Below are 12,716 nucleotides of genomic sequence, written 5' to 3'. Positions count from 1 at the left end.
CCGGGGGCTCCCGCGCCGGACGGACCGCGCCGGACCGCGACCGCCTCACGTCGGCCGACTCGCGCCGGGGCCGCGACCGCCACGGCAGCGGGCGCCGGGGAAGGGCGTGGGCGTCGGAGCGCAGCATGGGCGCCCGGGTGGGGCGTGGGCATCGGAGTGCAGCATGGGTGCCGGGGTGGGGCGGTCTGCCCGCACCCCCGCGCACGTCCTCGGCCGCGGCGGTCCGCACGGTGGCACGCCGGTCCGCTCGCTCAGCGGCTCGTCCCACACCCCCCGGCACGCGCTCGTCTCACGTCGTCGAGGAAGGCTCCCCCGTCGCGGCCGCCTTCGTCGTGGCGGCGGGGGAGGACTGCTCCGGGTCCCCCGGCTCCTTGAAGTCGACCTTGCCCATGTGCTTGCTCATGGACTTCATCAGGCCCCACACGGCCACGGCCATCGCCGCGAAGACGATGAAGCCGAGGACGCCGGGGGTGACCTTGTTCTCGTCGACCTCCTTGGCGAGGGGGACGAGGTGCGTCATTGCCAGGCTCACGCTTGCGCTCATGTCAGGCATTGTCGCGGATGCCCGCAAAGAGGTCGTCCTCGGGGAGGGAGGTATCGACGCGGGACTTCGCCAGCTCGTACTCCTCCGTCGGCCAGACCTCCTTCTGGACCTCCATCGGCACCCGGAACCAGCCGCCGTCGGGGTCGATCTGCGTGGCGTGCGCGATCAGCGCCTTGTCGCGGATCTCGTAGAAGTCGGCGCACGGAACGTGCGTCGTGAGCGTGCGCTCCTTCTGGCCGAACTCGTCCCAGCGCTTGAGCCAGTCCCCGTAGGGCGACTCCAGACCGCGGTCGAGCATCGCGTGGTGCAGCGCCTCGGTACGCGGGCGGTTGAAGCCCTGGTTGTAGTACAGCTTCGACGGCCGGTACACGGGCCCGAACTCGGACTCGGGGTACTTGACGGCGTCGTCCGCGCCCTCGAACGCCACCATCGAGATCTTGTGGGTCATGATGTGGTCGGGGTGCGGATAGCCGCCGTTCTCGTCGTAGGTGGTGATCACCTGGGGACGGAAGGAGCGGATCTGCTTCACCAGTTCGCCGGCCGCCTTGTCGACGTCCTCCAGGGCGAAGCAGCCGTCGGGCAGCGGCGGCAGCGGGTCGCCCTCGGGCAGGCCCGAGTCGATGAAGCCGAGCCACTCCTGCTTGACACCGAGGATCTCGCGGGCCTCGTCCATCTCCTTCTTGCGTACCTCGTGGATGTGCTCCTCGATGTACTTGTCACCCTGAAGCTTGGGATTGAGGATGGAGCCGCGCTCCCCGCCCGTGCAGGTCACCACCAGCACGTCCACCCCCTCGGACACGTACTTCGCCATGGTGGCCGCGCCCTTGCTCGACTCGTCGTCGGGGTGGGCGTGGACGGCCATCAGTCGCAGCTGGTCAGTCAAGACTCAATCCTCGGTAAGTCGGCGCCCGGTGTGAACCGGCGCGATCGCAGGCTTCTATAGTGACCGAATCGGAAGGCGAATAATTCCGTGCCGGGAGGACGATCATGAGTACGGCGAGCACGCGGCTGCCCGAGGGCCGCTACGGCCGTTCCTCGGACGCGCGGACCGACCACAAGCTCAGGATCACCGGCGCCGTGCTGGGCGCTCTCCTGCTCGCCCTGGTCGGTTACTTCGCCTACCACTACGTCGGCCAGAACAAGATCAGCGCCGAAGTGATCACCTTCGAGGCGACCTCGGACGCGGCGGTACAGCTCCACCTGGAGGTCCGCAAGGACTCGGGTGCGAGCGGCTACTGCACGGTGCGCTCGCAGGCGGCCAACGGCGCCGAGGTGGGCCGGGCGGACTTCCGCTTCTCCGGTTCGGACACGCGCATCGACAGGACGGTCACGCTGCGTACGACGGCGAAGGGCACGACGGCGGAGCTGCTCGGCTGTCACGCCGACTGACGCCGCCCGACGCCGGAGCTGAAGCCGGGGTCCGGGCCGGGGTCGGGGCCGGTGGGTCCGCCGGAGTCGCCGGGCGGGCGGCATCCGCTGCAATACGTACACGCTGACCTGGGCCGACGTAATTCTGATGGCTTATGTCCTCCCCCTTCGGCCACTGAATTGTTAGGCTCGTGGTTTCGCCCATCACCTGAGGAACATGCTTTTGGTAGGGCGATGCTTGTATTCCCGGTACCGACGAGGAGCACCTGTGACCCAGACCAGCGAGTCCGTCACCTGGCTGACCCAGGAGGCGTACAACAAGCTCAAGGTCGAGCTTGAGTACCTTACTGGTCCTGCGCGCACGGAGATCGCCGCCAAGATCGCGGCCGCGCGCGAGGAGGGGGACCTTCGTGAGAACGGCGGGTACCACGCGGCCAAGGAGGAGCAGGGCAAGCAGGAGCTCCGTGTGCGCCAGCTGACCCAGCTTCTCGACAACGCCAAGGTCGGCGAGACCCCGGCGTCCGCGGACGGCGCGGTGGCGCCCGGCATGGTCGTGACGATCGCCTTCGACGGCGACGAGGACGACACCATGACGTTCCTGCTCGCCTCGCGCGAGTACGCGAGCTCGGACATCGAGACCTACTCGCCGCAGTCCCCGCTGGGCACCGGCGTGATCGGCCACAAGGTCGGCGAGGACGCCCAGTACGAGCTGCCCAACGGCAAGAAGGCCTCCGTTCGCATTCTCAAGGCCGAGGCCTACAGCGCCTGACCGGCCCTGCCCGTCACCCCCGCTGTGACCGGCCCCCGGCGCCCATGCCGCCGGGGGCTTCGTCATGCCCCGGGACGCTCAGGCCGTTGCCGAGCGGTACTTGCGGACCGCCAGCGTCCGGAAGATCAGGACGATGAGCACCGAGTAGATCAGCGAGGCCCAGACCGGGTGCTGCATGGGCCAGGCGTCGGACGTCGACTGCCCCGGGTTGGCGAACAGCACCCGGCAGGCCTGGACGGTGGCACTGAACGGGTTCCACTCGGCGATGTGACGCAGCCACGGCGTCATGTTGCCGGTGTCCACGAACGCGTTGGAGATGAAGGTCACCGGGAAGAGCCAGATCAGTCCGCCGGAGGTGGCCGCCTCCGGGGTGCGGACACTCAGTCCGATCAGGGCGCCGATCCAGGTGAACGCGTAGCCGAGCAGGAGCAGCAGCCCGAAGGCGGCCAGCACCCGGGCGGCGTTCGTACTGCCGTCGGAACCGACCCGCCAGCCGACCAGGAGGGCGACCACCGCCAGGACCAGCAGGGTGAGCGCCGTCTGCACCAGGTCGGCGAGGGTGCGGCCGGTGAGCACCGCACCGCGTGCCATGGGCAGGGAGCGGAAGCGGTCGATGAGGCCCTTGTGCATGTCGTCGGCGATGCCCGCGCCGGCTCCGGCGGTGGCGAAGGTGACGGTCTGCGCGAAGATGCCCGCCATCAGGAAGTTCGTGTAGTCGGTGGCGCTCGTGCTGCCGCCGATCTGCATGGACCCGCCGAACACGTAGGTGAACAGCACCACGAACATGATCGGCTGGATGAGCCCGAAGATGACCATCTCCGGGATGCGGGACATCCGGATCAGGTTGCGTTTCGCGATGACCAGGGAGTCGCGGACGGACTGTCCCAGCGGATGGGCGGGCTTGGGCGCCGCGCCGCGCACGGCGTCGGTGACGGCACTCACTTGACGGTCTCCTTCTCGCTCTTTCCGCTCTTTCCGCTCTGACCGCGCTGGTCGGTCCGACGGTCCTCTTCGCTCTCCTCGGCCTTGCTCTCGGCGACGTGCCCCGTCAGGGACAGGAAGACGTCGTCGAGGGTGGGGCGGCGCAGGCCGATGTCGTCGATCTCGATGCCGCGGCTGTCGAGCTCGCGGATGACTTCGGCGAGGAGCTTGGCGCCGCCGGCGACGGGCACGGTGAGCTTGCGGGTGTGCTGCTCGACGGTGGTCTCGCCCTTGCCGAAGCCGGCCAGTACCTCCGACGCCGTGGCGATGTGTTCGCGGTCGTGCACCACGACCTCCACGCGCTCTCCGCCGGTGCGCGCCTTGAGCTGGTCGGAGGTGCCGCGGGCGATCACCCGGCCGTGGTCGACCACCGCGATGTCGTGCGCGAGATGGTCGGCCTCTTCGAGGTACTGCGTGGTGAGCAGCAGCGTCGTGCCACCGGAGACGAGGCGCTTGATGACCTCCCACAGCATCTGGCGGTTGCGCGGGTCGAGGCCGGTCGTCGGCTCGTCCATGAACATCACGGGCGGTGAGACGACCAGTGCCGCGGCCAGGTCGAGGCGGCGGCGCATGCCTCCGGAGTAGGTCTTGGCGGTGCGGTCGGCGGCTTCCGTGAGGCCGAACTGCTCGAGCAGCTCGGCGGCCCGGGCCTTCGCCGCGCCCGCCTTCATCTGGTAGAGCCGGCCGACCATCTGGAGGTTCTCGCGGCCGGTGAGGTATTCGTCGACCGCCGCGAACTGGCCGGACAGGCCGATGGAGCGGCGGACCTCGTTGGGGTGCTTGAGCACGTCGAGGCCGGCGACCACGGCACGGCCGCGGTCGGGGCGCAGGAGCGTGGTCAGGCAGCGGACCGTGGTGGTCTTGCCCGCTCCGTTCGGCCCGAGCAGGCCCAGGACCGTGCCCTCGGGGACGTCCAGGTCCACGCCGTCCAGAGCCTTTACGTCGCCGAAGGTCTTCACCAGGCCTTCGGCGTAGATGGCACCTGGCATATCAGTCTCCACGTCATTGAGGATTCGTCGGAAAGCCTAGGTTTGTACTTTTCGTTCCGCCCGATGAGGGGTGGGGGGAGCGGCGCGAGACACACCATAACGCGATGTATCGCGTCTCACAACGGTCTTTCTCGAACGAGTGACGAAGGGTTTTCGAGCCGGCTCCACAGCCTGTTCGAAGCTGACGCGAAGCCGGCCGCGCAGCAAGCTCCGCGCGGGCCCCGACGGGGTCCCAAGGATCGCCGTTGGTCCCAGCAGGACCAGCACGACCAGCACGACCAGCAGGGCATCGAATTCGGACGATGCCGCCGCTTCAGTCGATGACGGTGTAACCCGCCTCGCGCAGGGCTCGGCCGACCTCGGCGCAGTGCTCCGGCCCCTTCGTCTCCAGGTGCAGCTCGACCTCCGCCTCGGTCAGCCCGAGCCGGGGGTCGGTCCGCAGATGGCTCACGTCCAAGACGTTAGCGTCGACCACTGACAACGCCCCCAGAAGCGCGGCGAGGGCGCCCGGCCGGTCCGTGAGCCGCAGGCGTACGGCCAGGTAGCGGCCCTGCGCCGCCATGCCGTGCCGCAGGACGCGTTCCATCAGCACCGGGTCGACGTTGCCGCCGGACAGGACCGCCACCACCGGGCCCTCGAAGGCGTCCGGCGCGCTGAGCAGCGCGGCCACCGGGCTCGCCCCGGCCGGCTCCACGACCAGCTTGGCCCGCTCCAGGCACAGCAGCAGCGCCGCGGCCAGCTCGTCCTCCGTCACCGTGCGCACCTCGTCGACCAGATCGCCGACGAGGGAGAACGGAACGTCGCCGGGCCTGCCGACCTTGATGCCGTCGGCCATCGTCGCCGGGGTGCGGATCGACACCGGCCGCCCGGCCGCCAGCGAGGGCGGGTAGGCCGCGGCCCCGGCCGCCTGTACGCCGACGATCCGCACGTCCGGCCGCAGCGCCTTCACCGCGACCGCGATGCCCGCCGCCAGCCCGCCGCCGCCGATCCCGACGACGATCGTGCGGACATCCGGGCACTGCTCCAGGATCTCCAGGCCGACCGTGCCCTGGCCCGCGATGACGTCGGGGTGGTCGAAGGGGTGGATGAACACCGCCCCCGTCCCGGCCGCGTACTCCTGCGCCGCGGCCAGCGTCTCGTCGACGACCTGACCGTGCAGGCGCACCTCGGCGCCGTACTCACGGGTGGCGCTGATCTTCGGCAGCGGGGCGCCCTGGGGCATGAACACCGTGGAGCGCACCCCCAGCAGCGCCGAGGCCAGCGCCACGCCCTGCGCGTGGTTGCCCGCGCTGGCCGCGACCACCCCGGCGGCCCGCTCCTCGGGCAGCAGCCCGGCAATGCGGACGTACGCGCCGCGCAACTTGAACGAGCCGGTCCGCTGGAGGTTCTCGCACTTGAAGTGCACCGGCGCCCCCACCAGCTGGGACAGGTGCCTGCTGCCCTCCATCGCGGTCACCCGTGCCACGCCCGACAGCATCTTCTGGGCCCCGCGCACATCGTCGAGGGTGACGGAACGCAAGGAGTCAGCCGTGCGGTAGCTCATGACTCCAGCATCGCAGTTCACAGGCGCCCACGACCGCTGTGACCAACCTCCGAGACCGGTTTCCGCAGCGTCGGTACGACCCGCCTTCCAGCCGCGTACTCTGTCCCCCATTCCAGCAGCCCCTTCATGAAGTGAGCCCCCGGCCATGCCCACAACACCTGAAATGTCGATGGACATGACGACCGTCGGTGACACCGGTCTTCTCGACACCTTGCAGCACGAGGTCGCGGTGTTCGCCCGCCGTGCCGAACAGACCCGGCTCGGCGGCGTCGGGCAGGTGCGCAACTCCATGGACCGCGCCGCGTACCTGCTGCTCAACCGCCTCGACAAGGAAGGCCCGATGGGCGTCAAGGCGCTCGCCGCGAGCATGGGCATCGACTCGTCCACCGTCACCCGCCAGGTGGCTCCGCTCGTCGACACCGGCCTGGTCAAGCGGACCTCGCATCCCGAGGACGGACGGGCCGTGGTGCTCCAGCTGTCCCCGCGCGGGCAGTCCCGGCTGGAGGAAGTACGGTCCTCGCGGCGCCAGTTGATGGCCGAGTTGACGGACGACTGGGCGCCGGAGGAGCGCGAGTCGTTCTGCGAGCTCCTCACCCGTTTCAACACCGCGCTGTCCACCCGGATGACGGCGCAGGGCGTACCGGGCGCGGAGCCGTCGTCGGCCGCTTCCTGAACCGGTGACACGCGCGCGTGCGGCGACTTCCGGGCGCCCGTGCGCGACTCTTGACCGAAAGCCCGCCCCTGGCCTCATATGAGACCGGGGCATATGGCCCTCCAGGGGGACGCCGTCAGGCGGGAGGCTCGGTGTGCGAGAGCGGCGTACGGCCCAGGAAGCGCGCCGGGCACGGGAGTTCGCGGCGTTCGTCGCCGGAGCGGGCGGGCGGTTGCTGCAGGCCGCCACACTGCTCACGGCGGAGGCCCCGGCCGACAACCCGCGCGCGCGGCGCCTGCTGACCCAGGCACTCGCACACACGTACGCCTGCTGGGACCGGCTGCACGGCGAGGACCCCTACAACCGGGCCCGTGAGTATCTGGCCACCCGCTTCGCCCATGGCGCCTGGCACCGGTACGCCGCCCTGCCGCTGGGCCGCGGCCGGCCGCTTCCCGCCGTCGGCCCGCTGGCACGGCTCACCCCCCAGGAGCGTCTCGTCCTGGTCCTGAGGCTCTACGAGGGTGTCGCGGAAGAGCAGGTGGCGGCGCTGCTCGGCCTGCCGACCGAGCGGATCCGCACGGTCTGCGACCGGGCGACGGCGACGCTTCTGCATCCGCCGCGGGGTCCGGCGCCCGCCGTGCGCCGGGCGAAGGCGGCGGCGTCGTGAACCGGCCCGAGCGGGAGGCCGCCGTACGGCAGATCATGGAGCGGACCGCGCCGCACGTGCCGCCGGAACTCCACGCGGACGTCGTACGCCGGGGCGGCCGGATACTGCGCCGCCGGACGGCCGCCCGGCGGCTGCTGTGGCTGCTGCTGTGCGCCGCCACGGTGGCCTTCACCGTCTGGGCGGTGGTGGCCCAGCCATGGGTGGAGCCGCCGTCTCAGACGACTCCACCCGTCAGCGGCTGGTGACCGGAGGCCGACCGCCGGTTCCTAGCCGAGAGCCTGCTGAAGGTCGGCGAGGAGATCGTCGATGTTCTCGATGCCGACGGAGAGCCGGACGAGGTCACCGGGAACCTCCAGCGCCGAGCCGACCACGGACGCGTGCGTCATGCGGCCCGGGTGCTCGATGAGGGACTCGACGCCGCCCAGCGACTCGCCGAGGGTGAACACCTTGGCGCGGTTGCACACCTCGACGGCCGCCTCCTCGCCCCCGGCGACCTGGAAGGAGATCATGCCGCCGAACGCCCGCATCTGCTTGGCCGCGACCTCGTGACCGGGGTGGTCCGGCAGACCCGGGTACAGCACGTTCGTCACGCGCGCGTGCCGGGTGAGCATGTCGGCGACCTTGGTGGCGTTCTCACTGTGCCGGTCCATGCGCACCGACAGCGTCTTGGCGCCGCGCAGCACCAGCCACGAGTCGAAGGGCCCGGCGACCGCGCCCATCGCGTTCTGGTGGTAGGCCAGCTCCTCGCCCAGCTCCGCGTCACCGGTGACCAGCGCGCCGCCGACGACGTCCGAGTGCCCGCCCATGTACTTGGTCAGGGAGTGCACCACGACGTCCGCGCCGAGTGCCAGGGGCTGCTGGAGGTACGGCGTGGCGAAGGTGTTGTCGACGACGAGACGGGCGCCCGCCTCCCGGGCGACCTGGGCGACGGCGGCGATGTCGGTGATGCCGAGGAGCGGGTTGGAGGGGGTCTCCACCCATACCGCCTTGGTCTTCGGGGTGATCGCGGCCCGCACGGCGGCGGCGTCGCCGGTGTCGGCGACCGACCACTGCACACCCCAGCGGGCGACCACCTTCGCGAAGAGCCGGAACGTGCCGCCGTAGGCGTCGTTCGGGATCACCACGTGGTCACCGGGGCTGAGCAGCGTACGCAACAGGCAGTCCTCGGCCGCCAGTCCGGAAGCGAACGCGAGACCTCGGCGGCCGCCTTCGAGGGCGGCGAGGTTCTCCTCCAGGGCGGTCCTGGTCGGGTTGGCGCTGCGGCTGTACTCGTAGCCGCCGCGCAGACCGCCGACGCCGTCCTGCTTGTAGGTCGAGACCTGGTAGATCGGCGGGACCACCGCGCCGGTGAGGGGATCGGCGGTGTTGCCCGCGTGGATCGCGAGGGTCTCGAAGTGCTGACTGATGTGCCTGTCGCTCATGAGCACCGAGCGTAGTCCGCTCGCGGGCCTCCTGCGGGACGGCGGCGGGCCGCGGGCGGACGCCGACCGTGCCGGACGGCCCGCCGCGGAGGTTTTTCCACAGGTGCGGGGGCGGGTTGGCCAATTGTCGGCGCGGTCTGGTTCGCTTGAGACATGGAGATTCTGTTCGTCCTGATGGCGCTGCTCATGGTCGGCTTCGTGCTGCTGCCGTACCTGCGGCGCAGGCGCGGCATGATCGAGCAGGTCCCGGCGGGCCACCCTGACGCCGCGGACCCCGAGACCTACGGGTTCGTGCGCACGGAGGAACTGGACATCCGTATGCCCGGCCCCGACCAGGACCTGCTGGACGTCCTGGACGTGGTGCAGCACACACAGGACTACCGGGCCGCGCAGCAGCTGCTGGCGGGCACGGAGACGGACGGCGAGCTGCGCTGGCAGCGCGTGCAGGCCTTCGCGGGCGCGGCGGCGCTGGAGCTCCAGCAGCGGCCGGGCGGGGTCAGCGAGACGCCGGGCGGACAGTGGCTGCGGGTGTGGCGCACGGAGGCGCCGAAGGACGCGGGCGGCGCGGCGGTGCACGCCGAGTTCCTGGTGCAGCAGGCGTGGCGGACGTCGACGCGGGGCACGGACGACTTCCGGATCATCATGGAGGAGGCGAAGGACGCCTGCGGTCAGGCGGCGCTGCTCGCCCCCGGTGACCCGATCCCGTACATCGTCGAGTTGTCGGTGGCCCGCGGCCTCCAGTACACGCAGAAGGAGTTCGAAGAGGTCTGGCTGAAGATCCTCGACCGCGCCCCGGCGCACATGGGCGCGCATCTGGCGGCTCTGCACTACTGGTGCGAGAAGTGGCACGGCTCGCGCGAACTGGCGAACTCGTTCGCGGAGGCGGCGGCCGCGAGAGCCCCCCAGGGTTCCCTCCTCGCCGCCATGCCGCTGTTCGCGGTCTTCGAGCACCTCCCCGAGGTGAACCTGGTCAGCAGCTTCTACCAGAGCGAGGTCGTGACGAAGGCGATGCACGGCGCGCTGTTCGCGGTGCACGCGGCCCGTCCCGACGACCCGATGCTGGCGCACGTCCGTCATCTGCTGATCTTCTTCCTGGTGCGCGCCGAGCGCTGGTCGGAGGCGATGAGCCAGCTCATACACGTGGACGGCCATGTGGGCGCCCTCCCCTGGACCCTCTCCCCCGACCCGGCCGGTGAGTTCGCCGTCTACCGGGCCCTGGCGGTGGCGGGCTACGAGGCGAACGGCGGCAGCCCGGCAACCCTGCCGCACTGAGCCAGACAGCAGCCGGGCCGAGGATCCGGGTCGGAGCTGAGGTAGACAGCAGCCGGGCCGAGGATCCGGGGCGGGCTGCGGAATCCGTCGGCCAGTGTGCGCGGGTGTCCGCCGACCAGTGTGCGCGGCTGTCCGTCCCGGGGACGCTGGGGGTGTCCTGCCCGACGGCGTCGTGCGTGCCCCGGAGTCGGCAGCCGAGCAGCCCGCGCGGAGGCGGGAGTTCGCCTCCGACGCGGCGTCGCTCGTGCGCCGGGATCCGTCCACCGTGAGCAGCGATTCCGGTATGACTTGCGTACCCATAGGGTGCACCCGTGACTGTCTCGTTGAGCCCTACAAGAGCCCGCGCCGCGCTCCGCACGACGGCGCGTGCCTCCGCCGAGTTGCTGATCATTCTGCTGATGCTCGCGGTGACTCTGTGGATCCTGGGGCGGATGTGGTCGGTCGTCTGGCCGCTCGTGGTCGGCCTGCTCCTGACCACGCTGACCTGGCCACCGACCCGGTTCCTGCGTCGTCGCGGCTGGCAGCCCGCCCTCGCCGCATCGGTCGTGACCGTGCTGTTCCTCCTGGTCGCCATGGGCGTCGTGGCGCTGATCGCGGTACCGGTGGCCTCGCAGTCCGGCGACCTGACCGACGGCGTGGTCGACGGCATCCAAAAGTTGCGCGAGTGGGCCGCCGGGCCGCCGTTGAACATCGGTGACGCCCAGATCAACAAGGCCTTCGACACCGCGGTCTCCCGCGCGCAGGACGGCCTCGGCAGCATGGTCGGCGCTGTCGTCACGGGAGTGAGCACCGTGGTGAACGGCTTGGTCACCGCCGTCCTGGCCCTGTTCCTGATGTTCTTCTTCCTCAAGGACGGCCCTCGGTTCCTGCCGTGGCTTGCCCAGCAGCTGCCCGGTCGGCTCGCCACCGACGTCCCGGCCGTAGCCGCGCGCAGCTGGGACACCCTGGGAGCGTTCGTGCGTTCTCAGGCGGCCGTCGGCCTGCTCGACGCCGTCCTGATCGGCCTGGGCCTGTGGATCGTGGGGGTACCGCTGGTGCTCCCGCTGGCGGTGCTGACCTTCGTCTCCGCGTTCGTCCCGATCGTCGGCGCCCTGTTCGCCGGTTTCGTCGCGGTTCTCATCGCGCTGGTCTCCAACGGCCTGACGGACGCGCTGATCGTGCTGGCCATCATCGTCGTGGTGCAGCAGCTCGAGGGAAACGTGTTCCAGCCGATGATCCAAAGTCGTGGGCTCGGCCTCCACGCTGCGGTGATCCTGCTGGCGGTGACGTTGGGCGGGAGCCTGGCCGGCGTCGTGGGCAGTCTGCTCGCGGTGCCGATCGCCGCGCTGATCGCGGTGGTCTGGAACTACGGGCGCGAGCAGCTCAGGGAACCGACCCCACCGGAGACCGACGCGCCGGACACCGGCGCTACCGCCCCGTCCTAGACCGCACCTCTGCGCCGTGCAACGGCCCAGCGCGACGGTGTCTGCCGTGGCTACACGCTCCGCTTCCGGTCGATCGCGCGTACAGCCCACTCGCAGGCCGCCCACCGTGCTCCGTCTCGTGTGCGCACGGCTCAGCGGACGGAGAAGTCCGCCGCCTCGGGGTTCAGGGTGGTGGTGCCGTCCTTCGCGGTGGCCAGGACGGCGATGTGCCAGATTCCGCGCGGGGACGACTCGGCGTCGGGACCGGTGACCTTGACGGTGTAGGTGCAGCGCACGGTGTCATCGTCGGAGGACGTGCAGACGGCCGTCTCCGCGGCGGCCATGTCCTTCTTGGTCAGCTTCTCCTTGGCGAAGGACGAGTTCTGCGGCCACGCCAGCACCTTCACGCTCTTCACCCCGGAGCCCGCCGTGACGTCGGTGACGAAGGTCAACGAGCCGTCGCGGTCGCCGTCGGGAGCCGTGTAGCGGGCCGTACTGTCCGCGAGTGCCGGAGGCTGCTCCCCGGCGTAGGCGAGAGCGAAGGCACCGGCACCGGCGAGGACGACTGCACCGGCGGCAATGGAAAGGGCGATACGACGGGACATGGGATTCTCCGCAACTGACTTCGAGTGGACGGGGCCGACGCTCTTCGACTGCGCCGCTTCACCGATACTCGCCGCGCACGTCCCTCCCGGGCATGAGCGCGCATACTCAACTCGGCGTGGGTACGACGCCGAGTTCGGCGGCGATCTCACGGATCTCGACCGCGTGCGGGGGTACAGGCGTACGGGCGCAGTGGCAGAACCGCCGACCTGCCATGGCACGCGCCGTTCGTCGCGGCGGACGGCAGTCGAGAAGCAGTGGCCTCCCCGCACCGGCCCAGCCCGGCCCGACCCAGCCCGGTCCCGCTCACGCTGTACGCCATGGAGGAACCCCGACGCGTGACCGTCCCGGCCTACGCGGAGTCCGGGTTCACCGGCCGCCGTACACCGGAAGTCGGCCTGCCCGCCGGACGCGACGGCCGTTTCCCCGCCGGGTGAGAGCAGGACCGGGTGACGCGTGGATCATCAAGCCGCGTTCACAGACCTCGTCCGGCGCAGCCGCTCT

General features: G+C 70.6%; 14 protein-coding genes. 7 read left to right on the top strand and 7 right to left on the bottom strand.

Annotation, left to right across the window (positions count from 1 at the left end):
• Positions 1–289: 289 nt before the first annotated feature.
• Together QF030_RS26615 and mca are read right to left on the bottom strand one after the other, a co-directional pair.
• The gene (locus tag QF030_RS26615) at positions 290–553 is read right to left on the bottom strand and encodes a hypothetical protein (RefSeq protein ID WP_307165125.1); all 264 of its coding nucleotides are present in this window, start codon (positions 551–553) and stop codon (positions 290–292) included.
• Positions 546–1,406: a mycothiol conjugate amidase Mca gene (gene mca / locus QF030_RS26610; protein ID WP_307167707.1), complete on the bottom strand. Its 861-nt coding sequence runs from the start codon at positions 1,404–1,406 to the stop codon at positions 546–548. Before mca ends, QF030_RS26615 begins: the two co-directional genes overlap by 8 nt.
• A gap of 125 nt (positions 1,407–1,531) precedes the next feature.
• Here mca and QF030_RS26605 point away from each other — a divergent pair, with 125 nt between their 5' ends.
• Together QF030_RS26605 and greA are read left to right on the top strand one after the other, a co-directional pair.
• A complete protein-coding gene (locus QF030_RS26605; RefSeq protein WP_307165124.1) occupies positions 1,532–1,933 on the top strand; it encodes a DUF4307 domain-containing protein in 402 nt (133 codons plus the stop codon).
• Between the two features lie 247 nt (positions 1,934–2,180).
• Positions 2,181–2,681: a transcription elongation factor GreA gene (gene greA / locus QF030_RS26600; RefSeq protein ID WP_307165123.1), complete on the top strand. Its 501-nt coding sequence runs from the start codon at positions 2,181–2,183 to the stop codon at positions 2,679–2,681.
• A gap of 78 nt (positions 2,682–2,759) precedes the next feature.
• Here the strand turns inward: greA and QF030_RS26595 are convergent, their stop codons facing one another.
• From QF030_RS26595 to ilvA, 3 genes are all read right to left on the bottom strand, one after another.
• Entirely contained in the window at positions 2,760–3,623 is an 864-nt protein-coding gene (locus tag QF030_RS26595) for an ABC transporter permease (RefSeq protein WP_307165122.1), read from the bottom strand.
• Entirely contained in the window at positions 3,620–4,651 is a 1,032-nt protein-coding gene (locus QF030_RS26590) for an ATP-binding cassette domain-containing protein (protein WP_307165121.1), read from the bottom strand. The genes QF030_RS26595 and QF030_RS26590 overlap by 4 nt, the downstream gene beginning before the upstream one ends.
• A 313-nt stretch (positions 4,652–4,964) precedes the next feature.
• Positions 4,965–6,194 (bottom strand): threonine ammonia-lyase, encoded by a 1,230-nt coding sequence (gene ilvA / locus QF030_RS26585; RefSeq protein ID WP_307165120.1) that lies wholly within the window; start codon positions 6,192–6,194, stop codon positions 4,965–4,967.
• Positions 6,195–6,357: 163 nt separating this feature from the next.
• On the opposite strand from ilvA, the gene QF030_RS26580 reads away from it, so the two are divergent.
• The 3 genes from QF030_RS26580 (at position 6,358) to QF030_RS26570 (ending at position 7,758) form a co-directional block, all read left to right on the top strand.
• Positions 6,358–6,867: a MarR family winged helix-turn-helix transcriptional regulator gene (locus tag QF030_RS26580; protein ID WP_307167706.1), complete on the top strand. Its 510-nt coding sequence runs from the start codon at positions 6,358–6,360 to the stop codon at positions 6,865–6,867.
• 133 nt (positions 6,868–7,000) lie between these two features.
• Positions 7,001–7,513, top strand: coding sequence for a sigma factor-like helix-turn-helix DNA-binding protein (locus tag QF030_RS26575; protein WP_307165119.1), 513 nt, complete (start codon positions 7,001–7,003; stop codon positions 7,511–7,513).
• Positions 7,510–7,758, top strand: a complete 249-nt coding sequence (locus QF030_RS26570) for a hypothetical protein (RefSeq protein WP_307165118.1) — start codon at positions 7,510–7,512, stop codon at positions 7,756–7,758. Before QF030_RS26575 ends, QF030_RS26570 begins: the two co-directional genes overlap by 4 nt.
• Before the next feature lie 21 nt (positions 7,759–7,779).
• Here the strand turns inward: QF030_RS26570 and QF030_RS26565 are convergent, their stop codons facing one another.
• Positions 7,780–8,934, bottom strand: coding sequence for a cystathionine gamma-synthase (locus QF030_RS26565; protein ID WP_307165117.1), 1,155 nt, complete (start codon positions 8,932–8,934; stop codon positions 7,780–7,782).
• 153 nt (positions 8,935–9,087) lie between these two features.
• Between QF030_RS26565 and QF030_RS26560 the strand changes: the two genes are divergently transcribed.
• Together QF030_RS26560 and QF030_RS26555 are read left to right on the top strand one after the other, a co-directional pair.
• On the top strand, positions 9,088–10,206 hold the full coding sequence (locus QF030_RS26560) for a hypothetical protein (RefSeq protein ID WP_307165116.1): 1,119 nt from the start codon (positions 9,088–9,090) through the stop codon (positions 10,204–10,206).
• Between the two features lie 323 nt (positions 10,207–10,529).
• Complete coding sequence (locus tag QF030_RS26555) at positions 10,530–11,630, top strand: AI-2E family transporter (protein WP_373428919.1); 1,101 nt, start codon at positions 10,530–10,532, stop codon at positions 11,628–11,630.
• 131 nt (positions 11,631–11,761) lie between these two features.
• On the opposite strand, the gene QF030_RS26550 is transcribed toward QF030_RS26555, so the two are convergent.
• On the bottom strand, positions 11,762–12,214 hold the full coding sequence (locus QF030_RS26550; RefSeq protein WP_307165114.1) for a DUF5707 domain-containing protein: 453 nt from the start codon (positions 12,212–12,214) through the stop codon (positions 11,762–11,764).
• Between the last annotated feature and the right edge of the window lie 502 nt (positions 12,215–12,716).

This window comes from Streptomyces rishiriensis, from assembly GCF_030815485.1.
Classification (GTDB): domain Bacteria; phylum Actinomycetota; class Actinomycetes; order Streptomycetales; family Streptomycetaceae; genus Streptomyces; species Streptomyces rishiriensis_A.
Note: the sequence above shows the minus strand (reverse complement) of the source record. Positions and strands in the feature narration are given on the sequence as shown.